Genomic DNA, 25,856 nt, shown 5'->3' with positions numbered 1-25,856 from the left:
CCCGTATCCGTGCGCGCGGGCCGCGAGGTCGCTGGCTACACTTTGTCCAACCCCCAGCACAGCCGGTCCCCATGCATCAGGTCGCTGTCGTCGCGATGGACGACGTTCTGCCCTTCGAGCTGTCCATTCCCGGACTGGTGTTTCCGTGGGTGCGGCTGGCCGACGGCGAGACCGCCTATGAGGTGCGCATCTGCGCCGAACGCGAGCGCGTGCGCACAGGTTCGATGGAACTGGTGGTGCCGTGGGGCCTGGCCGAACTCGAACATGCCGACACCGTCATCGTGCCGGGCATGTCGCCGCCGCGCGCGCCGGTTCCCGTCGCGATCCTGGACGCGCTGCGCGCCGCCTCCGCGCGCGGCGCGCGCATCGCCTCGATCTGCACCGGCGTATTCGTGCTGGCCCAGGCCGGCCTGCTCGGCGGCCGCCGCGCGACCACGCATTGGTCCACCTCGGTCGAACTGGCCGAGCGTTATCCGAATATCCAGGTCGATCCGGACGTGTTGTTCGTCGATGAGGGCCAGATACTCAGCTCGGCCGGTTCGGCCGCCGGCATCGACCTGTGCCTGCACCTGATCCGCCGCGACTACGGCGCAGCGGCCGCAGCGGCCGCCGCGCGCTGGGCGGTGGTGCCGATGGAACGCGGCGCCGATCATTCGCCGCTGCTGCAGCACGCGCCGCCGCAGTCCGACGCCTCGCTGGCGCCGCTGCTGCGCTGGATGGAGGAGCATCTGGACCGGCCGCTGCTGGTCGACGAACTCGCCCGCCACGCCTCGATCAGCACGCGCACGCTCAACCGCCGTTTCCGCGAGCAGACCGGCACCACGCCGCTGCAGTGGCTGCTGATCACCCGCATCCGCCGCGCCCAGCAGTTCCTGGAAACCACCGACTTGTCCGTGGAGCAGATCGCGCTGCAGGTCGGCTTCGCCTCGGCGACGACCTTCCGCGACCGCTTCTCGCGTTCGGTCGGCACCAACCCGACCGCGTACCGACGCGGTTTCAGCGAAGGCCGCCAGATGAAGCGCGCGCGCTGATCCCACGCAGGCGACGACGCATCGCGCTCAAGCCAGAGGCTTGTGCACGAACAAGTGCTCATCGACGAAATCCAGAAACACGCGCAGCTTCGGCGAGACGTGCTTGTGCGCCGGCCACAGCGCCCAGAACTGCCCGCGCTGGGTCTCGAACCCCGGCAACACGCGGCGCAACCGATCCGAAGCCAAGTGATCGCGCACCAGAAAATCCACCGAATACACGATGCCCAGCCCGTGCACCGCGGCCTGCACCGCCGCTTCGCTGTTGTTGCACACCAGCGCCGCCGGCAGATGCGGCGGGTTCTCGCCGGGCTCCAGCCGCAGCGACCATTCCTGCAATTTGCCGCTGTTGGCGAAGCGGAAATGGATGCACTCGTGCGCTTCCAGGTCGGCCGGCGCGCGCGGTTCGCCGCGCCGCGCCAGGTAGTCGGGCGAGGCGCACAACATGAAACAGAACGGCCCCAGCCGGCGCGCGCGCAGGCGCGAGTCGGGCATGTCGCCGCTGCGGATCACCGCGTCGAAACCGCCTTCGATCACATCGACCATCTGGTCGTTGAAATCCAGATCCAGCTCGACCTCGGGATAACGCCGGCGGAACTCGCCGAGCACCGGCACCAGGAACTTGTAGCCGTTGGTCGGCAGGCTGACCCGCAGGCGGCCGCGCGGCGCCTGCATGGAGTGGGTCAGCATCGCCTCGGCTTCTTCCAGTTCGTCCAGCAGCGGTTTGCAGCGCTCGTAGAACTGCCGGCCTTCCTCGGTCAGGCGCACGTTGCGGGTGTTGCGCTGGAGCAGGCGCACGCCCAGCTGCTGCTCCAGCTTGGCCACGCTCTTGCCCACGGCCGAGGATGAAATCCCGATCTGGCGGCCGGCGGCGACGAAGCTGCGCAGCTGCGCGGTGCGGACGAAGGCGAACAGGCTGCCGAGCTTGTCCATGCGGGGTCTCCAGCGGCGGGCGCATAGATTGCGGCCCCGATTATGTCGTATCGCTCCATAAAGCATGAACCAGATCGGCATTTTTCCCCGATTGCGTCCCATCTAAGCTGGTCCGCCCGTCCCCACGGCGATCCCGATGCCCTCCCCCCTGCCCTCGCGGGCTTCCGCCGCCGGCCCCGTACCCGGCCGTTACGACCGTTTCCTGATCCTCGGCGCGGTGTGCCTGGCCGGGCTGGTACTTCCGCTGAGCTTCACCGCCCCGCCGGTGGCGATCCCGGCCATCGCCGCCGAACTCGGTGGCAGCCCGGTGGCGCTGAACTGGATGACCAACGCCTTCATGCTCGCCTTCGGCAGTTGCCTGATGGCGGCCGGCACCCTGGCCGACACTTACGGCCGCAAGCGCGTGTTCTCGATCGGCATCGTCGCCTACGCGATCGTCTCGCTGCTGCTGGCGCTGGCGCCCAGCCTGGCCGTGCTCAACGGCCTGCGCATCGCCCAGGGCGTCGCCGCCGCGCTCGCCCTGGCCGGCGGCAACGCCGCCTTGTCGCAGGAATTTCACGGGCCGGCGCGGATCCGCGCCTTCAGCCTGCTGGGCACCGCGTTCGGGCTGGGGCTGGCGTTCGGACCGAGCCTGGCCGGCTGGCTGGTGCAGACCCAGGGCTGGCGCTCGGTGTTCCTGTCGAGTCTGGCGATCGCGCTGCTGGCCACGGTGTTCGGCGTGCCGCGCATGCGCGAGTCGCGCGATCCCGACGCCGCCGGCCTGGACTGGCGCGGCAGCCTGAGCTCCACCGCGATGCTGGCGCTGCTGACCATCGGCGTGCTGGAAGCGCCCGAGCGCGGCTGGAGCGACGGCTGGGTGATCGCGGCATTGATCGGTTCGGCGGCGCTGCTGGCCTTGTTCGTGCGGGTGGAAACCCGCGCCGCGCGGCCGATGCTGGACCTCAGCCTGCTCAAGTACCCGCGTTTCGTCGGCGCGCAGTTGCTGCCGATCGGCACCGGGTTTTGCTATCTGGCGCTGATCATCGTGCTGCCGGTGCGGTTGATCGGCATCCACGGCCTGAGCGCGCTCAACGCCGGCCTGATGATGATCGCGTTGTCGGCGCCGATGCTGGTGGTGCCGTTCCTGGCCGCGGTGCTCAGTCACCGCATCGCCGCCGGCACCTTGTGCGCGGCAGCGTTGTTGCTGGCCGCGGCGGGCCTGGTGTGGCTGGGCGTGGAGGCCGCGGCCGGTTCGGTGCACGGCCTGATCGCGCCGATGCTGCTGATCGGCGCCGGCTCGGCGGTGCCGTGGGGCCTGATGGACGGGCTGGCGATCAGCGTGGTGCCCAAGGAACGCGCCGGCATGGCCGCGGGCGTGTTCGGCGCCAGCCGCGTCTCCGGCGAAGGCATCGCCCTGGCGATCACCGCCGCGGCCCTGGCCGGGTTGCTGCAACTGCGTCTGTCCTCGGCGATCGGCGTGGACGGCGCGACGCTGACGCAGGCCGCTCAGCGGCTGGCCACGGGCGATGCGGCACGTGCCCAGGCCTTGCTGCCGCAACTAGACGCCGCCGCGCTGGTGCACAGCTACGACGCCGCGTTCGCGTGGTTGATGTATGGATTGGCCGGACTGACCGCGGCGATCGCCGGGGTGGTGTTCGCCCTGCTCGGCGACGCTTCGGCGCACGAGCCGGCCGCCCTGGCCGAGCCGGCGCGGGACGATCGCATCGAACTGGCCGATGAGCCGGCCTGCTGAGGCAACCCGCGCGGGGCGGTGCCGGCCCGGGCGGCCGCCGCCCCGCCCCATCCAGCATTTTTGAGCGAGCCAACACGTATCCGGCGCATGTCCGGCCTCGCGGCCTTACCTCGATTCAACCACTGACCCCCACCGATCAGGCGCAAGTTCTCACCTCGAAGGCACCGTAAAGATGTCTTCGAGGCGTGGTCCAAGCGCAGATCGGCCGCTCCGTCAGTGCTGCATATGTCGAGAGACCACCGACCGATGGCCACCTCCTCCACTCCTGCCGGCGACGCTGTCGCCCGCGCGGACCGGCCGCGCCCGAAGACCCGCGTCCGCCTCTGGCTGGCGCTCGGCGCGTTGGCGCTGCTGGCCGGCCTGGCCGGCGCCGCCGTTCATTCCGCCAGGCAACATCGCGACCTCGAACGCTCGGCGCGGATCCACGCCCAGGTTGCGGCCTTGTTCGAATCCCGGCTCGGCGTCGATGCCATCTGCCATCTGGAACGCGCGCCGTTCGCTTCGATCGCTTGGCTGATCGACACCGAGGTGCAACTGCGTCGCCTGGCTTCGTCCGAGCAGGCGCTGACCCTGGCCTGCGGACTGTCGGTGCTGGCGCGCAGCCACGCCCTGATCGGCCGCTACGCCCAGGCCGAGCGCCTGTCCGGCGAAGCCAACGGCCTGCTCGACCGACACGGCCTGGAGAATCTCTCCGTCACCGCGACCACCGTGTCGCTGATGAATCTGCAAGCGCGTTACGCGCCGGCGGAAAAAATCGCCAAGGCCGAACTGCGCCGCGGCCACGACGGCATCGACATGGCCACGCGCCTGGATCAGCTGCGCCTGCAGCTCGAGCTCAGTCGCGCGCAATGGGGCCTGGCCGACGACGACGGCGCGATGAGTTCGCTGGAAGACGCGCTGGCCCAGGCCCGCGTCCTGGTTCCGCCCAATGCCGGGCTGATCGCCGAACTGCTCAGCCAGCGCGGCGAATGGCGCGGACGGCGCTTCGATTTCAGCGGCGCCGAACACGATCTCACCCAGGCCATCGCGATGAGCCAGGGCACGACCCAGGCCGACAACGCGCGCTACCAACTGGTGCGGATGCTCAGTTACAGCGAACAGCCCGAGCGCGCGACCGCCGAGGCCGGACAACTGGTCGCCGACCGGCAAGCGCATCTGGGCGCGCAGCATCCCGATACCGGCCGCGCCTGGATCGCGCAGTCCGACGCCCAATACAACGCCGGCCACATCAGCGACAGCATCGGCGCCTTGCAGCACGGCAAGGCCATCGTCCTGGCCAGCTACGGCGCGCGCCATCCCGAGTACGCCGAAGTGCTGCGCCTGGAATCGCTGCACGACTACATGCACATGCGCTACGACAGCAGCGTGGGCAAGGCGCGCGAGGCGGTGAAGATCTGCGAGCAGGCGTTCGGCCCGACCCACGAGCAAACCTTGCGAGTGCGATTCAACCTCGCGACCAAGCTCACCTTCGGCTTGGACAGCCGCTGGGATTCGCCAGACTATCGCGAAGGCCTGGGCATGCTGGAGGACTTGGTCCAGACCGGCAGCGAAACCGATATCCCCATGCCCTACGAAAAAATGACGGTGGGCATCGCCCTGGCCATGCGCGCGCCGGAGCACGAACTGCCGCGCGCCGAACGCATCCTGCGCGAAGTGCAAGTCGATATTCACCAGTATCTGCCGGCGCGCGCGGCGGCGCGTTCCTACGTGGATTTCACCCTGGCGTCGGTGATGTACCGCGACGGCCGCCAAGTCCAGGCCGACGAGCAATTCGCCCGGTTCGTCCAGGCCAGAGACGGCGAGCAGTCGCTGCCGCTGCCGACGCGCACCTTGATCCACGAAGCATTGATGTACCGGGCCCTGTACGCCATGTCCACCTGCCGCCGCGAGGATGCGTTGACCGCCTTGCGCAAGGCCCTCAAGAGCGATCGCGAGCATCTGTCCCAGGCGCGCATATACGCGCGTCAGGCGCAGGATTATCTCGGCGAAATCGAGCGTCACGGCGTGTTGAGCGAACACTTCGGCCGGAAGCAGGTCGCGGACAAGCGCCTGGACGGAGCCGATGCGAAGTTGTATTTCCAGGCCTCAAGGCTTTCGCTCGATTGCTCGCGCGGCCTGTTGGCCAAGCGCTGATCGCGTTTTTCACGTTGCGCGCGATCACAGCGGTGCACCGCGTCGCGCCCGCGCCGCAGCGCTCAGAACAATTCCAACTGCGGCGTAGGCTTGCGCGGCGCGACGAAACGGCCGGTATCCAGCGGCGGCAAGCGTCCGAAACCGTGCTTGCGCCAAGCCTTCTGGAAACGCTGTTGTATCAGCTGCGCGAACGGCCCTTCGCCGCGCATGCGCTTGCCGAAGCCGGCGTTGTAATCCTTGCCGCCCTGCATCTGCTGGATCAGGCTCATCACATGCGCGGCGCGATCGGGATAGTGCAGCTGCAACCACTCGCGCCACACCTGCTTGAGCTCGTGCGGCAGGCGCAGGGTGACGTAGCCGGCCGAGCGCGCGCCGGCTTCATAGGCGGCGGCGAGGATGCGCTCCATTTCGCTGTCGTTGATCATCGGAATCACCGGCGCGACCATGACCCCGACCGGCACGCCGGCATCGGCCAGCGTGCGCATCGCCTTGAGCCGCGAATGCGGCGCGGAGGCGCGCGGTTCCATCTTCGCCGACAGATGGTTGTCGAGCGTGGTGACCGAGAAGTACACCGACACCAGCCCGCGCCGCGCCATCGAGGCCAGCACTTCGACATCGCGCACCACCGAGGCGTTCTTGGTGATCAGGCTGAAAGGATGCGAACACGCGTCCAGCACTTCGATGACGCCGCGGGTGATGCGGTAGCGGCGTTCGATAGGCTGATAGGAATCGGTGTTGATGCCCAGCGCGATCGGCGCGCAGCGGTAGCCCGGACGCGCGAGTTCGTTCTGCAGGCGCTCGGCGGCGTTGGTCTTGGCGAACAGCCGGGTCTCGAAATCCAGGCCCGGCGACAGCTCCAGATACGCATGCGAGGGCCGGGCGAAGCAGTAGACGCAGCCGTGCTCGCAGCCGCGATACGGATTGACCGACTGGCCGAAGGCGATGTCCGGCGAATCGTTGCGGCTGATGATGCTGCGCGCGCTTTCCTCCGTGACCACGGTGTCGGGCCGCGACTGCGCGTCGGCGTCCTCATACACCGAGCCCCAGCCGTCGTCCTGCGCCTGCGCGGTGGTGACCGCGTAACGGCCGGCGACGTAGGACGCCGAGCCGCGGCCCTTGATCGCGGCGGGATCGAGCGAAAGCCGGGTTTTGTGCGCCGAATCCATGCGCCCCAGATTACCCCCGCGCCGTCGCAGCGGGCGCGACGCACGCGGCCCGTCGCGCGCCGCGCCTGAACGGGTCAGCGACGATTTCGGCGCCGGCGCGGCGCACGGCCGATAGCGCCGGCGATCACTCTATTTCGAAGGTCACACTCACCGACGCGTTCACGCTGATCTGGCCGACCGCCGAGGTCGCCCCGTCCTCGCCGCCATCGCCGCCACCCGCGTTCTGCATGACGTTCTGCATCAGTTGCTGGCCGCCGCTGTGGCCCCAGCCGGCGGCGCTGCGCCACCAGCCGCCCGAATACGATTCGGAAATCGATTGCGCCGGGCCGCGACGCACGCCGAGCTCGGAGGTCAGGGCGTCGGCTTTTTCCTTCGCCGCGCGGATCGCCAGCGCGCGCGCGGCATCGCGATGCTTGCGCAGCTGCGAGGTGCGAAATTCGATGCCGTGGATGTATTGCACGCCGTTTTCCAGCAGGCCCGTCAGCAGATCGTCGAAGCCGGCGACGCGGGTCACCTTGATGCCGATGCTCTTGCGCACGATGTACACCAGCGGCACCAGCGTCGATCGTTCCAGCGCGGTGCGGTTGCTGTTGTCGCGCTGGTAATCGGGCTCGATGCTGATGAAATCGGTCTGCACGTCCTTGTCGGGCACGCCGCTGCGCTTGAGGAAGGCCAGCGCGGCGGCGACGCTTTCGTCGTTGAGCCGCTTGGCCTGATCGAGTTTGGGATGACGCGATTCGACTCCGACGTTGAGCAGGATTTCGTCCGGCGCGACCTTGATTTCGGCCGAGCCCGATACGCTGATGCTGCGGCTGGCTTTCTCCGCGAACGCGGGCAGGGCGGGCAAGGCGGCCAGAGCGAGCGCGAACAGCAGGCGGTATTTCATGTCATCACTTCCTTGGATTGGGCCGCCGGTCTGCGGCGGTCGGGACAGGCGTGGCGGCGATGCGCGGGACAGGAACCGGCGCGGGTTTCAGCGGGCGAAATCGATCGCCTCGGCCGCCTGCGCGCGAATGGCCGGGCCGAAGCTGGTGACATCGGCCAAGGTCAGATTGTGATGGGCGCGGATGAAGGCCGCATCGGCGTGCGGCTTGTCGTGGGTGGTGTGCGCGTCGGCCGCCACGGTCACCGGATAGCCCAACGCGGCGGCGCGGCGCACGCTGGTGTCGACGCAGAATTCGCTGGCGTAGCCGGCCACCACCAGGCGATCCACGCCCAGGGCCTGCAACTGCGCCTGCAGATCGGTGCGCAGGAACGAGTCGGGCGTGGTCTTGCGCACGTAGCGGTCGCCGTCGCGGACCTGCAGGCGCGGGTCCAGCGCCCAGCGTTCGCCGCCGTGCTGCAACGGCGTGCCCGCGGCTTCGTGCTGCACGAAGATCACCGCGGCGCCGGCGGCGCGGGCGCGTTCGGCCAGGGCGTTGATGCGCGCGATCACCGCGTCGGCCTCGGCCGGCGGCGGCCGGGTGTCGAACAGGCCGCGCTGCACGTCGATCACCAACAATGCCGATGCCATCGGGTCCGTCCTCGCTGCGACAGCGGCTATCCTAAACGCAGGCAGCGGTAGCGGCTTATGCTCGCCTTGCCGACCGATTGCACACTTTGCGCGCATGCTCCGGCGGGCTAGCCTTAGCCCGCACCGGCTGCGGCCGCGGCGGTCGCCCATTGGAGTTTCCCGTGCCCGAAGCGCTGTCCCAGCTGTGGCAGGACCTGATCCGCATTCCCCACCTCAGCCTGTATCTGACCGTGGGCTGGGCGGTCTATCTGGTCTGGCTGGGCCTGTGGATCGTCCTGCAGAAGCGCGAACCGGTGGCGACCATCAGTTGGCTGGTGAGCCTGGCGGCGCTGCCGTACATCGGCTTCTTCATCTATTACTTCTTCGGCCCGCAGCGCATCCACCGCCAGCGCCTGCGCCGGGTGCGCGCGCGCGCCGCGCTGCCGGCGCCGCCGCCGGGACTGACGCCGTCGCCGGAAGCCATCGAACTGGCCCGGCTCGGCCAGGCCACCACCGGCCTGCCGCCGACCACCGCTACCCAGGCGCGCCTGCTGATCGACGGCGGCGCCAAGTACGCGTCGCTGCTGGCCGACATCGCCCTGGCCCGCGAGTACATCCACCTGGAGTACTACATCTACCAGCCCGATCGCACCGGCACCGCGCTGCGCGATGCGCTGATCGAGCGCGCCCGCGCCGGGGTCAAGGTGCTGATGCTGCTCGACGCGGTCGGTTCGGGCTCGACCTCAAGCGCGTTCCTGCGGCCGCTGATCGAAGCCGGCGCGGAAGTGTCTTGGTTCCATCCGATGAAGCTGCGCTGGTTCTGGCGGCGGCCGTGGTTGAACCTGCGCACGCACCGCAAGATCGTGGTGATCGACGGCAAGGTCGGCTACACCGGCGGCATCAACATCACCGACGAGGAAGACGAACGCCTGCGCAAGGACGCTTACCGCGATCTGCATCTGCGCCTGGAGGGCGACGTGGTGCGCGAGCTGGAACTCGTCTTCATCGAAGACTGGTGCTACGCCACCGGCCAGCCTCCGATCCGGCAGATTCATCCGGCGCCGCAGCAAGGCACGATCGCCGCGCAGGTGGTCAGCTCCGGACCGGATTCGGGCTGGGAAGCGATCCATCGCGTGCACGTCGGCGCCATCCACGCCGCGCGCCAGCGCGTATGGCTGGTCACGCCGTACTTCGTGCCGGGCGAGGCCGCGCGCATGGCGCTGACCTCGGCCGCGCTCGGCGGCCTGGACGTGCGCCTGCTGGTGCCCAAGCTCAGCGACAGCCGCCTGGTCACCTACGCGGCGCGTTCGTACTTCGACGAATTGCTGGAAGCCGGGGTCAAGATCCACGAATACGGCCCACGCATGCTGCATACCAAGGCGCTGCTGTGCGACGACGAGATGGCGATCATCGGCACGGCCAATTTCGATCACCGCAGCTTCCGCCTGAACTTCGAGATCTCGGTGATGTTCTACAACACGACGCTGGCCGGCGAGTTGGCGGCGCTGATCGAACAGGAATGCTCGTGGGCGCCGCGCGTACGCATCGATCGCGAGCGTTCGCTGTGGCGCACCCGCCTGCCCGAGGCGCTGGCGCGGCTGGTGTCGCCGGTGCTTTGATCGGGGGCTTCTGAGGGGGCCGCCGCGACCGCGAATTCGCAATCGCGGCGTAATCGGCGGGGACGGTCGCCGCTCGCGCCCCTCCCATGATGCGGCCCCTGGCATCCGGGGCGTTCAGGCAACTCCGCCCGACCCACGCGCATGTGCCGGCGGTCGCAGCCAGGGACCGACCCAGCTGTCGCCGTCGCCGGCCCGCGCTACACTCGACCCGGGCCCGCCGAGGCCCACGGTCCACCGCCGTCCGGCCGCGATCCGGGCCGGACGCGGGGATGTCGAATTCGTCAGGGAGCACGCCGCAATGCCTTGGGTTTACCTGCTGCTGGCCATCGCCGCCTTCGTGGTGGCGCTGAAGACCACCTCGCCCGCGCTGATGGCGGTGAGCCTGCTGGCCGCGCTGGGCCTGCTGATCGCCGGCGTGATGAGCCTGCTGGCCCGGCGCCTGGACAACACCAGCCGCGACGTCTCGGTGATCATCGATCCGGTCGAGCTGCGCCGTCTGCGCGAACAGGCCGAGGCGCGCAAGCTCGCCGCCAGCCAGTCCGAGCCGCCGCAGCGCTGATTGCCGCCGCGCGCTCGCCGCGGCCGTCTTCGCTCCCACCCAGCCACATTGCGCACTCGCCGCCGGCGACGCGGCGCGTTAGGCTTTCGTCATGACCGCCCTGAGTGTCAACGTCAACAAGATCGCGGTGCTGCGCAACTCGCGCGGCGGCGGCGAACCCGATGTGCTGCGCGCCGCGCGCACTTGCCTGGACGCCGGCGCGCACGGCATCACCGTGCATCCGCGGCCCGACGCGCGGCATATCCGCGATTACGACGTGTTCGCCCTGGCCGAACTCGCACACGCGCGCGGAGTCGAGTTCAACATCGAAGGCAATCCGTTCGCGCCACCGCGGCCGGGTTATCCGGGCTTGTTCGAACTGTGTCGACGCACTTCGCCGGCGCAAGCCACCTTGGTGCCGGACGGCGACGATCAGCTCACCTCGGATCATGGTTTCGATTTCGAACGCGACGCCGAACGGCTGCGTCCGCGCATCGCCGAACTGCGCGAACTGGGCTGCCGCGTCAGCGTGTTCGCCGATGCCGATCGCGACGGCATCGAACGCGCCGCTGAGCTTGGCGCACAACGCGTCGAGCTTTATACCGGGCCGTACGCGGAAGCTTTCGCCGCAGGCCGGACGGACGACGCGCTGGCATTGTTCGCTGGTGCGGCGCGTCGTGCGCAGGCGGTGGGTCTGGGCGTCAATGCCGGACACGATTTGAGCCAGGCCAATCTCGGTGCGTTTCTGCGCGGTGTGCCGCAGGTGCTTGAGGTGTCGATCGGGCACGCGTTGATCAGCGAGGCTTTGTACGCGGGCCTGGATGCGACGGTGCGGGCGTATGTCGAGGTGATCGCCAAGGCGCGTTGATTCGGTCGGTTGCGCCCCGCTCGGCTTTCTAAATCATATCGAGCTTGATCGGGATCGCGTCGAGGTCGAGGTCGAGTAAGGCCATGTCGTATTGCGACCGGAATTCAATCGTCGGCGTCATGTGCGAGCCGGCGTTTTTTGCTCGTCATTCCGACGTACGACTGACCGACATCCCCTTTGCTCGTCATTCCCGCGAACGCGGGAATCCAGTGTCTTTCGCGCGAAAGACACTGAGGTACGTCATCATCGATGGCGTTTCGCGAAGAACATTGGCGCGGGGCGCTCTGCCGACTTCGATAGTTCTGGCTCGAAAGACACTGGATTCCCGCGTTCGCGGGAATGACGAGCAAAGGTTTGGTGATGCAACACGCTGCCTCGTTGATTCGCGTCTCGCCGATGGCAGCTCAGCGTCTTGTCCTGCAATGCCGAAATGTCTCGCAATAGGCAAAAAGGCCGCTAAAAAGCGGCCTTTTTGCATCGGCAGATACATCGCCGACAGTTCAGCTGCGCAGACCATCAACGCGTAGAAATATTCCGCACGCCGCTTTCCTTCGCCGCCGACAGGGCGTGAGTGAACCCCTGGTAATCGGCATCGGCGTTGGCGCCGACTTCCACGACCGTGTCCGGGTTCGCATGGACGACGGCGGCGAGCGCGGCCGGCAGTTGCGTCGTGGTCAGGCGCTGGCCGTCGAGATCGAAGCTGCCGTCCTGCTGCACCATCAACACGACCTTGGGCGGTGTCCGGATCACGTCCGGATTGGGGTAGGGCAGGGACAGGTTGAGATTGCCGGTCAACGCGGGCGCGGTGACCATGAAGATGATCAGCAAGACCAGCATCACATCGACCAGCGGCGTGACGTTGATTTCGGCGACGGGCGCGTTGCCCGAATAGGTGGATGCGGAGAACGCGGAGCCGGCCATATGCACCTCCATCCTTGGGCGGGATGCCCGCCTTTACGCTAATCCCGTCACAGTCCGCAATGCAAGTGCGACCAAAGGCGCAGTCGCGGCACCGCCGCGGTACCGACACGGGCACCGATGCTGATGCCGATATCGGCATCGGCATCGGCATCGGCATGGCATGGCATGGCATGGCGCCAGATCGCATCGAGTCCGTCCCACGCATAAAAAAACGCCGCCCGGTTGGGCGGCGTTCTCACGACGGTAAGCGTCGGTTCCGGACGGAATTACTTCTGGACGAAACCGATTTTTTTCATATCTGCGTTTTTGGCGTAAGCCAGCACCTTGGCGAGAATGCCGTATTCGGCATCGTCGTTGGTGTCGATTTCTAGCAGAGGTTGGTTCGTGGGATCGCGTTGAACCGTCTCGTTCATCATCCCCTGGATCGCCGTCAACGGCGTGGGGTTGTTGTTCCAGAACACCTGGCCGGTCGCATCGATCCGCAGCGCGATCGGCGGCGGCGGTTCTTGCGTTTGCGGCGGCGGGTTCAACGTCGGTTGCGGCAGGTTGACGTCGATCGGGTAAGACACCGTCGGTGCCGTGACCATGAAGATGATCAGCAGCACCAACAGCACGTCGACCAGCGGGGTCACGTTGATGTCGGAGATCGCACCGCTATCGGAGTTGTTACTGAAAGCCATCTGACTAGTCTCCGATTAACGTTCTTTGATCGCGACGAAACCGACCTTGCGCATGCCTTGCTTCTGCGCGACGGTCACCACGTTGTTGATGGTGCGGTACTTCGTGGTCTTGTCGCCGCGAACATTGAGCTGCGGCTGCGGGGTCTTCTGCGCTTCGACCGACAACCGGCTTTCCAGCTGCTCCGCCGACACGGGCTCGTCGTTCCAGTAGATGTGGCCATCTTCCTGGATCGCCAAGGTGATCGGCGGCGTCTTCGGCGCTTCCTCGATCTTCTTCAGCGTGGCATCGGGCAGTTTGATCTCGACCTTATGCGTCATCAACGGCGCCGTGATCATGAAGATGATCAACAGCACCAGCATCACGTCCACGAGGGGCGTGACGTTGATTGTGGCCATGGGGCCGCCGGTGTCGCCGCCTGAACTAAAGGCCATGTCCGAACTCCAGAACTACGCTAAATGAGGAGGCTTGTTGCTTAACGCTTGCCGCCGACTTCGCCGACGCGCGAGCCGGTAGCGAAGAAGTCGTGCAGGTCGTGCGCGAAGGTGTCGAACTTGTTGTTCGTGACGCGGTTCAGGCGCACGAAGAAGTTGTATGCGAGCACCGCCGGGATGGCGACGAACAGACCGATGGCGGTCATGATCAGCGCTTCACCGACCGGGCCGGCCACGGCCTGAATCGAGGACTCGCCGCTGGCGCCCAGGCGCAGCAGGGCGTGGTAGATGCCCCACACGGTGCCGAGCAGACCGACGAACGGAGCGGTCGAACCGACGGTGGCGAGCACGGTCAGACCGGCTTCCAGACGCGAGCTTTCGCGGGTCACGGCCTGACGCAGGGCGCGATCAACGAACTCCGAGCGGTTCAGCGACTCGACCAGGCGCGAACCTTCGTGGCGCTGGTGGTGAGCGGCGGCCTGAGCGGCATCGAGCGCGATCTTCGAGAACGGCTCGCTGCGCGACTGCTCTTCCATGTAACGGATGGCGTCCTGGGCGTTCGGGGTTTCCCAGAACGTGCTGACGACGCGGTCCGAAGAGCCGCGCAGGCGCAGGTTCTTAACGAAATTGATGACGATCCAGTACACCGACAGAACCGACATCAGCAGGAGCGTGATGAACACGACCCAGCCCACGAAATCGAAGTTCTGCGCCAGATGCATGAAGCTCATCTGCTGGAGCGCTTCTGCGTTGGAGCCTCCAGCGGCGGCGGTAGTGGTTTGCTGCAGCATGACGCTTACCTTTGTAATGTCGTGGAAAGGAAAGAAGGTAGTACGTATTACGTAAAGTGACTTACGACAGTCCCTGGACCCCGATCAGGTCGGCGGGACGAAATCCACGGGCACGCGGACGCGACTTGCGACCGGCTGACCGTTGCGCATTTCAGGATTGAAGCGCCACTTGCGTGCGGCATCCATGGCCGCTCGGTCCAGATTACGGTTACGGCTGGACTTCTCGACCTGCACGTCCAGCACGTTGCCCTGGCCGTCGATGCTGATCACGAGGACTACGGTACCGCCCACGCCCTGACGGGCTTCGGTCGGCGGGTACTTCGGCGGATTCAGACGACGCGAGGACGGGTCCACGCTCGAGCCGATATCGCTGGCGGCCGTCGGCGGCGCGGGCGGAGCCGGCGGCGGCGCGGGCGGATCGATCGGGCTCGGATCCAGGTTCTCGACCGGCGGTTGTTCCGGCGGCGGAGGGGTCGGGGTCGGTCGCGGCGGGGACAGTTCCTTCGGAGGCTGCTTGAGCTCCTTGGGCGGTTCCGGCGGCGGCGGCGGCGGCGGCGGGGGCGGCGGCGGCGGCTTGATGATGTTGACCATCGTCACCTCCTCTTTTTCCTGCTGCTGCGCGGGCGGTGTCATCGGGGCCAGCAACAGCAGGAGCGCCGCGGCATGCACGGCGATCGCGCAGGAGATACCGGCAATACGTGCCCAGTTCAAACCTTCGCGGTCGTCATCATTCCTAACTTGGAGTTCGAGGTCTTGCGTCATGCCGTCAGCTCGGGAGGTGTTTCCGGACGCCGGGGCGCCGCGGGCCATCGTTCGGTTCCTGCAACCGTTTCCAGTCGCGGGAACCTCCTAGCATATACCAAACCGCGTCACAGGTTCCAAGCGCGGTTGGCCTCTACACACTGAAATTACTTGCCTTTCAGCGCGAGAATCTTCTTGGCGTCATCGGGCTTCTTAACGCCCTTTGAGATCGCCTGCTGGGCAGCTTCCTTGGCCTCGGGGATGCGGTCTTCCTGCCACAGTACACGGGCGAGATTCAGGTACGTCTCACCGTCTGGTGCGAGCGGAGCCGCTTTCTTGTACGCATCGATCGACTTGCCAGCCTGATCGGAGAAGTAATAGGACTGCGCCAGCGCCACGTAGGCCTGGTAGTCCGGCTTGAGGATGCCCTTTTCCAGGCCCTCGTTGATGACGCCCGCCGCTTCCTTCTCCTTGCCATCCAGATTCAGATAGGTGGAGTAGAGCTGGCGGTAGTCCTTGTCTTCGGTGAACTGGCCGGCGGCGCGCATCTTCTCGAGCACCACGGCGGCCTTGTCGAGCATGTCCGACTGCGAGTAGACCGCGGCGACGTTCATCTGCGCGCGCTTGTCGTTGGGCGACTTGGCGGCGATGGCTTCGGCGACCTTGGCCGCTTCGGCGCCCTGATTGCTTTCCACGTAGGTGGCCATCAGCAACTGCTGCCACTCGGCCTTGGGCTCGGGCGAGGCGTCGATCGCGGCCTTGATGACCTTGGCGGCCTCCGCGTGGCGCTCCAGACGGTACAGGGCGTTGCCCTTGACGATCAGGTGCTCGGGCTTGGTGCTCTTGGATTCGGTCAGGAAGCGGTCCATCGTCGCCAGCGACTCGGTGTACTGCTCTTCCTGCAACTGCAGCTGGGCCAGGACGAACATGCGGTCGAAATGGCTGTTGTTGTCCAGGCCGTTGATGTCGATGGCCTTCTTCAGGTACTCCATCGCGGCCTTGTTGTCGTCGGCGTCGTAGGCGACCTGGAAGCCGATCTGGGCGGCGAAGGAACGCTCGTACGGGTTCAGCCCGGTGTCGGCGATGATCGCATCGGCCTGGGCGCGCGCGTCGGCGGGCTTTTCCTTGTTGAACGCGTCCATCATCTTCTGCAGCTTGGTGCCGCCCTTCGACGAGGCCTTGGCGTCCGGCGCGACGCGGGTCGCGTTCGGGTACTGGTTCTCGACCTTCTTGCCGTCGTCGCTCTTGTTCCGGCGCGAGTTGGCGCGGCCGTTGTCGCGAAGGTTGCTGGCGTTCTCGCGCTTCTCGGTCTGACGCTCGGTGTCCTGCTGAGCGGCGGCCTGGGGAACAGCGCCGAACAGCACCACCGCGCCGATGGCGGCGGCGAGCAGGGTGCTACGGCGGGTGGGTTGCTTGTTCATGGACTCACCTCAAAAGAGCTCAGCGGCCGCAGACCGTAGGGCCTCGCGGCGGGACGGCGCAAGGCCAAGGGGCCGCCAACCTAACAGAAACCTGGGGCGGCGCGATACGGGTCTGCACATCCTTTTCACACTCGACTTCATCCACACTTGGGCGTACGGCCGGCCGCACGGGCCTGTTCGTAAACCGGAATCAGCGACCCGGCGCGGGCGTTCAACTCGTGGATGCGCGACTGCGGATCGGGGTGGGTGGACAGCCATTGCGGCGGCCGCGAACTGCTGGCGGAAATCATGTTCTGCCACAGGTTCACCGCCTGCCGCGGGTCGTAGCCGGCCTGCGCCATCAGGCGCTGGCCGACCACGTCGGCCTCGCTTTCCTGGGTGCGCGAGCCCGGCAGCAGGAACGCGGTCTGCAGCGCCGCTCCGCCGAGCTGACTGGTCGCGCTGGCGGCGCCGTCGCCGTAGCGCGCGCCCATCAAGGTGCCCAGGATGTTCAACGCGGCCTGACTGCCCATCTGGCGGGTGATGCGCTCATCGTGATGACGCGAAACCACGTGGCCGATTTCATGCGAAATCACCGCCGCAAGTTGGTCCTGATTCTTCGCGACCGTGAAAATTCCCGTGTTTACGCCAACCTTCCCGCCCGGCAGGGCAAAGGCGTTGGGCGAAGAATCGACGAAAACCGCCACTTCCCAGTTGGATTGCCAGCCCGGCGGCAGCTGCCCTGTGATCGAATTGACCACGCAGCGCACATAGGCGTTCTGGCGAGCGTCGGTGCTCAGCCGCTCTTTGCTCTTGGTCTCCTCGAACGCCTGCGCGCCCATCTGGTCGAGCTGCGCTTTCGAGATCGCGCCGACATGCTGAGTGCGCCCGGTGGGCGAGGTGGTGGTGGCGCAGGCGGCGACCAGGGATGCGATCGACAGCCCCAGCACAAGACGTTTCATACCAGCGTTCCCCAAAGCGATTCGACCGTTGTAGCCCGGCCTGGATTAACAAATCGTCAATAGCCGAACGCGGACGCTGCGGCTCAGGCGAGCAGGGCCAGACAGGCGATCAGATTGTTGCCGGCGTGGGCCAGATACGCCGTCCACAAGCTGCCGGTGCGGCGGTAGATCCAGGCGAACAACGCGCCCATCAGCGCGTACACCGACCACAGCAGCAACATGCCCCAGCCGCTGCTGACGCCCAGGCCCGGCGGTTCGTGGACCAGCGCGAAGGCGGCCGAACTCAGCGCCACGCCCAGCCACGGCCGTCCGGCGGCCCACAGACGGCCGAACAGCACACGACGGAACAAGAGTTCTTCGTAGGCCGGCGCGATCAGCACCGCGAAGATCAGCAGCGAGCGCGGATGCGTGCGGATGATTTCGCCGAGCACCTGATTGGTCGGGGTGATGTCGATCCCCATTTCTTGCGCGAACGCGCTGACAACGGCGCTGTAGCCGCTGCATGCGATCAACGCGAAAGCGATCCATCCCCAGCTCGATCGATGCCACAACGCGCGCCACGATTCGGCCCGTTCGACCGGGTTCGCATTTCGACGAAAGTAGTAGACGAACAAGGCGCTGATCGCGGTCGCGACCAGGCTGACGACGACCAAAAGCAGGGGATCGAGCGCGATTTGCGCAGAATCGATGCCGCGCAATCCCTGCGCGAAGCCGACCGCGGCCACGCCAAGCAGCGACAGACCGGCGAGCAATGCGATCGCCAGCGACAGGTCGAGGAAGAATCCGCCAACAGCGGCGAACAAGGACGCTGGCGATGAGCCTGCGTGTGCGTGCGACGCGGTTGGCGCGATCGCATCGTCGAACGCGGCCGGCGGCGACGCCGGCGACGCGGCGAGGGCGCGCTCGCGCGCGCCGTCGCGTGGGTCGCCCGATGGTCCGGCCGTTACGGCCGGATCGGGCGCTTGCGGGTCACACGTCGAGATTGGCCACCTTCAGCGCGTTATCCTCGATGAACTCGCGGCGCGGTTCGACCACGTCGCCCATCAAGGTGCTGAAGATCTGATCGGCGGCGACGGCGTCTTCGATGCGCACCTGCAGCAGGCGCCGCGTTTCCGGATTGACCGTGGTGTCCCACAGCTGCTCGGGATTCATTTCGCCCAGGCCCTTGAAGCGCTGGATCGCGCGGCCCTTCTTGGCTTCCTCGAGCAACCACGCCTGCGCCTGGGCGAAACTCGTCACCGCCTGGGCGCGATTGCCGCGGATGATCTGCGCGCCTTCGCGCACCAGTCCGTGCAGCAGCGCCGCCGCTTCGCGCAGCGAACGCAGCTCGCCGCCTTCGAACGCCGACAGCGGCAGCACCTGCACCAGGGTCTGGCCCATGTGCGCGCGCGTGACCAGCAACGCGGCCTGACGGGTTTCGTTGGCCGGATGCAGTTGCAGCGAATAACGCGGCTTGCCGAGCCCGGTCTGGTTGAGGCGCTTTTCGAGCGCGTCGAGTTCGTGGCGCTCGTCGATGTTGGCGAGCAGGTGCGCGGTGTCGAGCGGGGTGAAATCGATCAGCGCCTGCAGCACGTTGGGATCGTAACGATGCGCGTTGCGGGCGATGGTCTCGCGCGCGCCGGCATAGGCCAGCAACAACTTCTCCAGCGCCGCGCCTTCGATCGGCAACTCGCCGGCCGCCGGAACCAGCGACGCGCCTTCGACCGCGTTGTTGGCCAGGTACTGGTCCAGCGCCGCGTCGTCCTTGAGATAGATCTCGTTCTTGCCCTGCTTGATTTTGTACAGCGGCGGCAAGCCGATGTAGATGTGCCCGCGCTCGATCAGCTCCGGCATCTGCCGGTAGAAGAACGTCAGCAGCAAGGTGCGGATATGCGAGCCGTCGACGTCGGCGTCGGTCATCAGGATGATGCGGTGATAGCGCAGCTTGTCCGGGTTGTACTCGTCCTTGCCGATGCCGGTGCCGAGCGCGGTGATCAGCGTGCCGACTTCGGCGCTGCCGAGCATGCGGTCGAAGCGCGCGCGCTCGACGTTGAGGATCTTGCCCTTGAGCGGCAGGATCGCCTGCGTCTTGCGGTTGCGGCCCTGCTTGGCCGAGCCGCCTGCCGAGTCGCCCTCGACGATGAACAGTTCGCTGAGCGCCGGATCTTTCTCCTGGCAGTCGGCGAGCTTGCCGGGCAGGCCGGCGATATCCAGCGCGCCCTTGCGGCGGGTCAGGTCGCGGGCCTTGCGCGCGGCTTCGCGGGCACGGGCGGCGTCGATGATCTTGCCGGTGATGGCGCGGGCTTCGTTGGGGTGTTCTTGGAGGAACTCCTCCAAACGTGCACCGAACGTGCTCTCAACGACCGGGCGAACCTCGGAACTGACCAGTTTTTCCTTGGTCTGCGAGGAAAAGCTGGGGTCCGGCACCTTCACCGACAGCACCGCGATCATGCCTTCGCGCATGTCGTCGCCCGACAGCGCCACCTTGGCCTGCTTGGCGATGCCGCTGTTTTCGATGTAGTTGGTCAGCGTGCGGGTCAGCGCGGCGCGGAAACCGATCAGGTGGGTGCCGCCGTCTTTCTGCGGGATGTTGTTAGTGAAGCAGAACATCGTTTCCTGATAGGAATCGGTCCACTGCAGCGCCACGTCCACGGTGATGCCGTTCTGCTCGCCCGACACCGAGATCACGTTCGGGTGCAGCGGCGTCTTGACCTGGGCCAGATGCTCGACGAAGGAGCGGATACCGCCCTCGTACTGGAACAGGTCGCGCCGGCCTTCGCCGCGCTCGTCGATCAGGGTGATCTTGACGCCGGAATTGAGGAACGACAGTTCGCGCAGGCGCTTGGCCAGGATGTCGTAATGGAATTCGACGTCGCTGAAGATTTCCACCGCCGGCTTGAAGCGCAGCAGGGTGCCGCGCTTGGGCGAATCCTCGATCTGCTTGAGCGGGTACAGCGGCTCGCCCAGCGCATATTCCTGCTGGTGGTGGTGACCGTCGCGCCAGATGTCCAGCCACAGGTGCTCGGACAGCGCGTTGACCACTGACACGCCCACGCCGTGCAGACCGCCGGAAACCTTGTAGCTGTTGTCGTCGAACTTACCGCCCGCGTGGAGCACGGTGAGGATCACCTCGGCCGCCGACACGCCTTCTTCCTTGTGGATGTCCACCGGAATGCCGCGGCCGTTGTCGAAGCAGGAAACCGAACCGTCGTCGTGCAGGGTCACGATCACATCGTCGGCGTGGCCGGCGAGGGCTTCGTCGATCGCGTTGTCGACCACCTCGAACACCATGTGGTGCAAGCCGGTGCCGTCGTGGACGTCGCCGATGTACATGCCCGGGCGCTTGCGCACGGCCTCGAGTCCGCGCAAGACGGTGATCTTGCTGGAGTCGTAGGTCTGGTTTTGCGGGGGCTGCGGCGTGGACGGCTCGGCGGTCGGGTCTTGCGAGGGGTCGTGCTCGGTGTTGGTCATTGCGTCAACAGGCTCCGACGACGCGCGGGTCCGGCGGGGCCGCCGGGACGCGTCGAAACACATAAAAAAGTGGTTGAAGTATAGCAGGCGGGAGAGGGCGCTCCGCGGCCGCAGAACGGCGAGGAAGGCCGGCGCGGCCCCTCGGACGGGGCGCCCCGGCGCCCGGGTGCTCCGGCGCGCCGCCAGCGTCTTAAATGGGGCCGCCGCAGGGCGATTTAAACCAGGGTGCCCCCGTGGGGCTCATGTTTCACGTGGAACATGGCTTGAGTTGGGGTTGGAACGGCTTAAGGTGCGGCTGCGAGGCCTGGATCACGCCGCCAACCTGAGGGGCCGATCGCCGCGGTGAGGCTTGGCCGGCGGGTCGGGCGGGGCAGGGGGCGGGGCGCAGAAGCCTGGCCACCACGCCGCTAACGATGAGCTCCAACCGGGCTTCGAAGATTACCCGCCCACCAGCTGACCATGTTCCACGTGGAACCTGGTCAGTTCGACCTGCATCCCGGCCAAGGCCGGCGGTGCCTCGGTCCCGGTGATGAAGACCTGCGCTTTCGACGCCAGCAACCGTTCCAACACCCGCTGCTGGTGGTTGCGATCCAGCTCAGAGGCAAGATCGTCCAGCGCCACCACCGGCCATTCTCCGCGGATCGCCGCGTGGTGTTCGGCCTGGGCCAGCAAGGCCGACAACGCAGTCAGCTTGGCCTGGCCGCGCGACAGAGCCTCGCGCCCGGGAATCGCACCGTAGCCGATCCGCCAGTCGGCCCGGTGCGGGCCGACCGAGGTATAGCCGGCCAGCTGATCGCGATCCCGGGCCAGGAGCAGGGCATCGGCCAGCGGAAACTCCTCGCGACGCCAGCCCGGCAGGTAATCCAGGCGCACGGCGCCCAGGGACGGCGCGAGTTCGGCGGCCAAGGCGGCGAATCGCGGCTGCAGCTCATCCAGGTATTGCTGGCGCCGACGGGTCAACGGCTCGCCGGACTCGGCCAACTCCCAATCCCAGGCATCCAACTGCCCATCGCGGGCGCGGGCCTTGAGCAGGGCGTTGCGCTGCTTCAGCGCCCGGGTATAGCGGCGCCACAGCGGAGTGAAGTCATGTTCCACGTGGAACAAGCCCCAATCGAGGTAACGCCGGCGGATTTCCGCGGCGCCGGTGATCAGGGCATGGCTGCCGGGCTCGAAACTGACCACGGCCAGGGCAGCGCAGAGTTCGCCGAGTTGGGACACGGCCGCACCGTCGAGCCGCCCGACCCAATCCTGGCCGCTATGGCGCAGGCCGGCCTTGCGCCGCTGTTCGCGGCGGACCTCCTGCCATTCGACGAAGATTTCCAGCGCCGGATCGCCGGAACGGATCAGGCCGTCGCGCACGCGGCCACGGAAACTGCGGCCGTAGGCCATCAGGTGCAGGGCTTCGAGCAGACTGGTCTTGCCCGCGCCGTTCTCGCCCGTGATCAGGTTGATCCCGGGCGCCGGCAACAAGCTCACTTCGGCGAACCGGCGGAGACCGCGGGCGTCCAGGCGGGTTACATGCATGGGGAAATGATCGCAGATTGGATTGACGGGCGGCGGGCGGGGCGGGGTTTCGGGCGCGAGTTGCCTCGACCGCAGCGGAAATGGCACGGGCCACGAAACCCAGCATCGGATTACACGGGCAATTGGACCGAGCAGGAGACCCGCCGGGACAGGCTTTGCGGAGAAATCTCTGCGGCGGGAGCGGAGCGACCCCGAACCCATGGACTGCCGTGGCTGCTACGGCCAGGTCCGAGCCCCGCATAGATCCGGACCCGCCAACGAAAAACGCCCGGTTCAGAACCGGGCGTTTTCGTGTTCCACGTGGAACCTGACTCGATAATCCGAAATCAGAGCCGCAGCGGCATCACCACATGGCGGCAACGCTCGTTCGAGGCCTCGCGCACCAGTGCCGACGAGTTGGCGTCGCGCAAGGCGATGACCACGTATTCGTCGCGCAGGGCGGTCAGGGCGTCGAGCAGGTAGTTGACGTTGAAACCCACGGCCAGATCATCGACCTTGGTGTCGGCTTCGACTTCTTCCTGCGCTTCTTCCTGCTCGGGGTTGTGCGCGCTGATCTTGAGCTGGCCCGGGGTGACTTCGATGCGAACCCCGCGGTACTTCTCGTTCGACAGAATCGCCGCGCGCTGCAGCGAGGCGCGCAGCACTTCGCGCTCGATCCGCACTTCCTTGTCGGCGCCGATCGGAATCACCGCCTCGTAATCGGGGAAGCGGCCGTCGATAAGCTTGCTGGTGAAGGTGACATCGTCGCGCTTGATGCGGATGTGGCCGCGGCCCATTTCGAGCTCGACCTCACGATCGCCGCCTTCGAGCAGACGCTGCAGTTCCTGCACGCCCTTGCGCGGCACGATGATCTGGCGCTTGGCCTGGGCGTTGCCTTCGAACGGCGCCTCGCACAGGGCCAGGCGATGACCGTCGGTAGCGACGCAGCGCAGGCTGGTCTCGCGCAGGTCGAACAGCAGACCGTTGAGGTAATAGCGCACGTCCTGCTGGGCCATCGCGAACGCGGTGCGTTCGATCAGTTCCTTCAGCGCCGCTTCCGGCACCCGCACGCGCTCGGTGGCTTCGACTTCGTCGATCGACGGGAAGTCGTTAGCCGGCAGGCTGGCCAGAGTGAAGCGCGAACGGCCGGCCTGGACAGTGATCTTCTCCGCCGTCTGGCTGACCGTGACTTTGCTGCCGTCGGGCAGGGCGCGAATGATTTCGAACAGCTTGCGCGCTGGAATCGTGGTTTCGCCGTCCTTCGCATCCTCGACCGCAACGCGGGAAATCATCTCGACTTCCAGATCGGTACCGGTCAGCGACAGCTGTCCGTCCTTGACCTGTACGAGCAGGTTGGCGAGGACCGGCAAGGTCTGCCGGCGTTCGACGACATTGACCACTTGGGCCAACGGCTTGAGAAAGACTTCGCGTTGCAGACTGAAACGCATGCGGACCCCTTGGCCGTCTGTGGGCGCAAGCCCAATTACTAAAGAGATGTATAAATCAAAAGCATGGTGGAGGTGGAGCGGCGAAAAACGTTGGAGAACGTATGTAACGCTTTGATATCCATACGTTTTTCGGTACTTCAAAAGCGGGTAGAACCGGCCTTGGGGACCGGGTAGAACCTGTGGATAAATTCGGCGCCTCTGGGCGGCCTCTAACTTGTCCACAGCTTGTGCGTCTTTCGTCCCCCAACTTATGCCTTTCGCATCAGTGGTTTACGAATTACCTTGTGTCTCGCCTCGGTGACACGGCCCCTGCGGTGGCTGAAATCGCGGTACGTGCTGGCGACACCTCCAGCGTTCCCGTTCCTTCCGCGCAAACCTTCGCGCCTCACGGTCCCGACGCTTCCCGACACGACCTACGACGTACCGGCAACAGTCCTGCAGCAGCGGTCCTGCGATCTCAGACGATGAGCGCGGCCGGCAACGCGGTCGAGCCCATACGTCGAAGCGTGATCGGCGAACGTGGCGCTCCAGGTTCGAAGCCACCGCAACACCCGCCTTACGACGCGCACTTCGTTTCTTTCCGCCGATGCAATGGCCCGTGCAACCGACCGCGCACCCGGCTTGTACGACACAGCGGTTCTTTCGTTCCTTCCGGCTAGGCGTTGCCGCCGCCGCCGGAACGACTTACTCGCTGAGTTTACGAATCAGCTTGTCCCAGTCTTCCCGCAGCTTGCCGTCGGTTTCCATCAACGTGCGGATCTGACGGCAGGCGTGCAGAACGGTCGTGTGGTCGCGGCCGGCGAACGCGTCGCCGATTTCCGGCAACGAGTGTTCGGTCAATTCCTTGGTCAACGCCATGGCGACCTGGCGAGGACGGGCGAGCGAACGGGTACGCCGCTTCGACAACAAGTCCTTGATCTGGAGGCCGTAGTAGTCTGCCACGGTCTTCTGGATGTTGGGGATGCCGATCGCGTGCTGCTGCGCCCGCAACAGGTCGCGCAGGGTTTCCTGCGCGAACTCGACGGTGATGGCGCGGCCGGTGAAGTTGGCCCGCGCGGTCAGGGTGTTGAGCGCGCCTTCCAGGTCGCGCACGTTGCTGCGCATCTTCTTGGCCAGCAGGAAGGCGACTTCCTCCGGCACCGCGGCGCCGCGTTCCTTGGCCTTGGAAATCACGATCTGGGCGCGGGTCTCGAAGTCCGGCGGCTCGATCGCCACCGACAGGCCCCAGGCCAGGCGCGACTTCAGTCGCGGCTCCAGGCCCTCGACCTCGCGCGGATAGCGGTCGCAGGTCAGGATGATCTGCTGCTTGCCGTCGAACAGCGCATTAAAGGTATGGAAGAACTCTTCCTGGGTGCGGTCCTTGCCGGCGAAGAACTGGATGTCGTCGATCAGCAGCGCGTCCACGCGTTGGAACTGGCGCTTGAACTGATCCATCGTCTTGTCCTGCAGCGCCTTCATCATTGCGCTGAAGAACTGCTCCGAACGCAGGTACATCACCCGCATGGCCGGATTGGCCTCGCGCATGGCGTTGCCGGCGGCGAACATCAGATGGGTCTTGCCCAGGCCGGTGCCCCCGTACAACAGCAGCGGGTTGTGCGCGCGTTCGCCGGGTTTCTGCGCCGCCTGCCAGGCCGCGGCGCGGCCGAGCTGGTTGCTGCGGCCTTCGACGAAGTTGTCGAAGGTGTAGTGATTGTCCAGATTGCCCTGGAACGGCTCCGGCGGCGCCACCGGGCGCGGCGCGCTCACGGCGATGTCCGGCTCGCGCGCGGGCAACGGCGCGATGCGCGGCAGCGAGCCGATTTCCAGGCTGACGTCGTCGCTGCCGGCGAAATACGACAGCAGTTCGCGGATCCGGCCCAGGTAGCGTTCGCGCACGTGTTCGACCACGAATGCGTTCGGCGCGTAGAGCACGGTCTTGGTGTCGCGCTGCGTCGCCTGCAGCGGTTTCAACCAGGTGTGGACGTCCTCGACCGGGAATTCGGCTTCGAGGCGTTCAAGGCAGCGGGGCCAGGCTTCCAT

23 protein-coding genes are annotated in these 25,856 nt (G+C 66.4%); 6 read left to right on the top strand and 17 right to left on the bottom strand.

The genetic code is table 11. The features are described from left to right. The first annotated feature begins 71 nt into the window (after window positions 1-71). On the top strand, window positions 72-1,031 hold the full coding sequence (locus LG3211_RS00115) for a GlxA family transcriptional regulator (protein WP_057941061.1): 960 nt from the start codon (window positions 72-74) through the stop codon (window positions 1,029-1,031). Between the two features lie 27 nt (window positions 1,032-1,058). On the opposite strand, the gene LG3211_RS00110 is transcribed toward LG3211_RS00115, so the two are convergent. After that, window positions 1,059-1,961: a LysR family transcriptional regulator gene (locus tag LG3211_RS00110; protein ID WP_057941060.1), complete on the bottom strand. Its 903-nt coding sequence runs from the start codon at window positions 1,959-1,961 to the stop codon at window positions 1,059-1,061. Window positions 1,962-2,097: 136 nt separating this feature from the next. Here LG3211_RS00110 and LG3211_RS00105 point away from each other — a divergent pair, with 136 nt between their 5' ends. Both LG3211_RS00105 and LG3211_RS00100 read left to right on the top strand, forming a co-directional pair. Beyond that, window positions 2,098-3,693: an MFS transporter gene (locus LG3211_RS00105; protein WP_083512180.1), complete on the top strand. Its 1,596-nt coding sequence runs from the start codon at window positions 2,098-2,100 to the stop codon at window positions 3,691-3,693. Between the two features lie 246 nt (window positions 3,694-3,939). Continuing rightward, window positions 3,940-5,826, top strand: a complete 1,887-nt coding sequence (locus LG3211_RS00100; RefSeq protein WP_057941059.1) for a hypothetical protein — start codon at window positions 3,940-3,942, stop codon at window positions 5,824-5,826. A gap of 62 nt (window positions 5,827-5,888) precedes the next feature. Here the strand turns inward: LG3211_RS00100 and LG3211_RS00095 are convergent, their stop codons facing one another. The 3 genes from LG3211_RS00095 to LG3211_RS00085 all read right to left on the bottom strand — a co-directional run bounded on the left by LG3211_RS00095 (window position 5,889) and on the right by LG3211_RS00085 (window position 8,505). Beyond that, window positions 5,889-6,992, bottom strand: coding sequence for a PA0069 family radical SAM protein (locus LG3211_RS00095; RefSeq protein WP_057941058.1), 1,104 nt, complete (start codon window positions 6,990-6,992; stop codon window positions 5,889-5,891). A gap of 124 nt (window positions 6,993-7,116) precedes the next feature. Then, entirely contained in the window at window positions 7,117-7,878 is a 762-nt protein-coding gene (locus tag LG3211_RS00090) for an SIMPL domain-containing protein (protein ID WP_057941057.1), read from the bottom strand. A gap of 87 nt (window positions 7,879-7,965) precedes the next feature. Further along, window positions 7,966-8,505 (bottom strand): cysteine hydrolase family protein, encoded by a 540-nt coding sequence (locus tag LG3211_RS00085; RefSeq protein WP_057941056.1) that lies wholly within the window; start codon window positions 8,503-8,505, stop codon window positions 7,966-7,968. Window positions 8,506-8,666: 161 nt separating this feature from the next. On the opposite strand from LG3211_RS00085, the gene cls reads away from it, so the two are divergent. The 3 genes from cls (at window position 8,667) to LG3211_RS00070 (ending at window position 11,509) form a co-directional block, all read left to right on the top strand. Then, window positions 8,667-10,103: a cardiolipin synthase gene (cls, locus tag LG3211_RS00080; protein WP_057941055.1), complete on the top strand. Its 1,437-nt coding sequence runs from the start codon at window positions 8,667-8,669 to the stop codon at window positions 10,101-10,103. A 298-nt stretch (window positions 10,104-10,401) separates the two neighbouring features. Then, window positions 10,402-10,662, top strand: a complete 261-nt coding sequence (locus tag LG3211_RS00075; protein WP_057941054.1) for a hypothetical protein — start codon at window positions 10,402-10,404, stop codon at window positions 10,660-10,662. Between the two features lie 91 nt (window positions 10,663-10,753). Further along, a complete protein-coding gene (locus LG3211_RS00070) occupies window positions 10,754-11,509 on the top strand; it encodes a pyridoxine 5'-phosphate synthase (protein ID WP_057941053.1) in 756 nt (251 codons plus the stop codon). 516 nt (window positions 11,510-12,025) lie between these two features. Here LG3211_RS00070 and LG3211_RS00065 read toward each other — a convergent pair. From LG3211_RS00065 to dnaA, 13 genes are all read right to left on the bottom strand, one after another. Then, window positions 12,026-12,430, bottom strand: coding sequence for an ExbD/TolR family protein (locus LG3211_RS00065; protein ID WP_148648671.1), 405 nt, complete (start codon window positions 12,428-12,430; stop codon window positions 12,026-12,028). A gap of 47 nt (window positions 12,431-12,477) precedes the next feature. Beyond that, the gene (locus tag LG3211_RS00060; RefSeq protein ID WP_057941051.1) at window positions 12,478-12,669 is read right to left on the bottom strand and encodes a hypothetical protein; all 192 of its coding nucleotides are present in this window, start codon (window positions 12,667-12,669) and stop codon (window positions 12,478-12,480) included. A 27-nt stretch (window positions 12,670-12,696) separates the two neighbouring features. Next, window positions 12,697-13,110, bottom strand: a complete 414-nt coding sequence (locus LG3211_RS00055) for an ExbD/TolR family protein (RefSeq protein WP_057941050.1) — start codon at window positions 13,108-13,110, stop codon at window positions 12,697-12,699. 15 nt (window positions 13,111-13,125) lie between these two features. After that, entirely contained in the window at window positions 13,126-13,542 is a 417-nt protein-coding gene (locus LG3211_RS00050; RefSeq protein ID WP_057941049.1) for an ExbD/TolR family protein, read from the bottom strand. 41 nt (window positions 13,543-13,583) lie between these two features. Beyond that, the gene (locus LG3211_RS00045; protein ID WP_057941048.1) at window positions 13,584-14,333 is read right to left on the bottom strand and encodes a MotA/TolQ/ExbB proton channel family protein; all 750 of its coding nucleotides are present in this window, start codon (window positions 14,331-14,333) and stop codon (window positions 13,584-13,586) included. 84 nt (window positions 14,334-14,417) lie between these two features. Beyond that, complete coding sequence (locus LG3211_RS00040) at window positions 14,418-15,095, bottom strand: energy transducer TonB (protein WP_057941047.1); 678 nt, start codon at window positions 15,093-15,095, stop codon at window positions 14,418-14,420. Window positions 15,096-15,241: 146 nt separating this feature from the next. Continuing rightward, window positions 15,242-16,495: a tetratricopeptide repeat protein gene (locus LG3211_RS00035; protein WP_057941046.1), complete on the bottom strand. Its 1,254-nt coding sequence runs from the start codon at window positions 16,493-16,495 to the stop codon at window positions 15,242-15,244. A 137-nt stretch (window positions 16,496-16,632) separates the two neighbouring features. Beyond that, complete coding sequence (locus tag LG3211_RS00030; RefSeq protein ID WP_057941045.1) at window positions 16,633-17,436, bottom strand: M48 family metallopeptidase; 804 nt, start codon at window positions 17,434-17,436, stop codon at window positions 16,633-16,635. Between the two features lie 83 nt (window positions 17,437-17,519). After that, window positions 17,520-18,239 (bottom strand): CPBP family intramembrane glutamic endopeptidase, encoded by a 720-nt coding sequence (locus tag LG3211_RS00025; RefSeq protein ID WP_057941044.1) that lies wholly within the window; start codon window positions 18,237-18,239, stop codon window positions 17,520-17,522. 166 nt (window positions 18,240-18,405) lie between these two features. Further along, window positions 18,406-20,886 (bottom strand): DNA topoisomerase (ATP-hydrolyzing) subunit B, encoded by a 2,481-nt coding sequence (gene gyrB / locus LG3211_RS00020; RefSeq protein ID WP_057941043.1) that lies wholly within the window; start codon window positions 20,884-20,886, stop codon window positions 18,406-18,408. Window positions 20,887-21,324: 438 nt separating this feature from the next. After that, entirely contained in the window at window positions 21,325-22,410 is a 1,086-nt protein-coding gene (recF, locus tag LG3211_RS00015) for a DNA replication/repair protein RecF (protein ID WP_057941042.1), read from the bottom strand. Window positions 22,411-22,736: 326 nt separating this feature from the next. After that, window positions 22,737-23,837, bottom strand: coding sequence for a DNA polymerase III subunit beta (dnaN, locus tag LG3211_RS00010; protein WP_057941041.1), 1,101 nt, complete (start codon window positions 23,835-23,837; stop codon window positions 22,737-22,739). Between the two features lie 684 nt (window positions 23,838-24,521). After that, window positions 24,522-25,856: a chromosomal replication initiator protein DnaA gene (gene dnaA, locus LG3211_RS00005; RefSeq protein WP_057941040.1), complete on the bottom strand. Its 1,335-nt coding sequence runs from the start codon at window positions 25,854-25,856 to the stop codon at window positions 24,522-24,524.

Source organism: Lysobacter gummosus, assembly GCF_001442805.1.
Classification (GTDB): Bacteria; Pseudomonadota; Gammaproteobacteria; order Xanthomonadales; family Xanthomonadaceae; genus Lysobacter; species Lysobacter gummosus.
Note: the sequence above shows the minus strand (reverse complement) of the source record. Positions and strands in the feature narration are given on the sequence as shown.

Coding starts and splice junctions, on each gene's coding strand:
- LG3211_RS00115 (WP_057941061.1), top strand. CDS start 72: ATGCATCAGGTCGCTGTCGTCGCGATGGACGACGTTCTGCCCTTCGAG.
- dnaN (WP_057941041.1), bottom strand. CDS start 23,837: ATGCGTTTCAGTCTGCAACGCGAAGTCTTTCTCAAGCCGTTGGCCCAA.
- dnaA (WP_057941040.1), bottom strand. CDS start 25,856: ATGGAAGCCTGGCCCCGCTGCCTTGAACGCCTCGAAGCCGAATTCCCG.
- LG3211_RS00100 (WP_057941059.1), top strand. CDS start 3,940: ATGGCCACCTCCTCCACTCCTGCCGGCGACGCTGTCGCCCGCGCGGAC.
- LG3211_RS00055 (WP_057941050.1), bottom strand. CDS start 13,110: ATGGCTTTCAGTAACAACTCCGATAGCGGTGCGATCTCCGACATCAAC.
- LG3211_RS00085 (WP_057941056.1), bottom strand. CDS start 8,505: ATGGCATCGGCATTGTTGGTGATCGACGTGCAGCGCGGCCTGTTCGAC.
- LG3211_RS00105 (WP_083512180.1), top strand. CDS start 2,098: ATGCCCTCCCCCCTGCCCTCGCGGGCTTCCGCCGCCGGCCCCGTACCC.
- LG3211_RS00045 (WP_057941048.1), bottom strand. CDS start 14,333: ATGCTGCAGCAAACCACTACCGCCGCCGCTGGAGGCTCCAACGCAGAA.
- LG3211_RS00070 (WP_057941053.1), top strand. CDS start 10,754: ATGACCGCCCTGAGTGTCAACGTCAACAAGATCGCGGTGCTGCGCAAC.
- LG3211_RS00075 (WP_057941054.1), top strand. CDS start 10,402: ATGCCTTGGGTTTACCTGCTGCTGGCCATCGCCGCCTTCGTGGTGGCG.
- LG3211_RS00095 (WP_057941058.1), bottom strand. CDS start 6,992: ATGGATTCGGCGCACAAAACCCGGCTTTCGCTCGATCCCGCCGCGATC.
- LG3211_RS00065 (WP_148648671.1), bottom strand. CDS start 12,430: ATGGCCGGCTCCGCGTTCTCCGCATCCACCTATTCGGGCAACGCGCCC.
- LG3211_RS00050 (WP_057941049.1), bottom strand. CDS start 13,542: ATGGCCTTTAGTTCAGGCGGCGACACCGGCGGCCCCATGGCCACAATC.
- gyrB (WP_057941043.1), bottom strand. CDS start 20,886: ATGACCAACACCGAGCACGACCCCTCGCAAGACCCGACCGCCGAGCCG.
- LG3211_RS00040 (WP_057941047.1), bottom strand. CDS start 15,095: ATGACGCAAGACCTCGAACTCCAAGTTAGGAATGATGACGACCGCGAA.
- LG3211_RS00030 (WP_057941045.1), bottom strand. CDS start 17,436: ATGAAACGTCTTGTGCTGGGGCTGTCGATCGCATCCCTGGTCGCCGCC.
- LG3211_RS00035 (WP_057941046.1), bottom strand. CDS start 16,495: ATGAACAAGCAACCCACCCGCCGTAGCACCCTGCTCGCCGCCGCCATC.
- recF (WP_057941042.1), bottom strand. CDS start 22,410: ATGCATGTAACCCGCCTGGACGCCCGCGGTCTCCGCCGGTTCGCCGAA.
- LG3211_RS00090 (WP_057941057.1), bottom strand. CDS start 7,878: ATGAAATACCGCCTGCTGTTCGCGCTCGCTCTGGCCGCCTTGCCCGCC.
- LG3211_RS00110 (WP_057941060.1), bottom strand. CDS start 1,961: ATGGACAAGCTCGGCAGCCTGTTCGCCTTCGTCCGCACCGCGCAGCTG.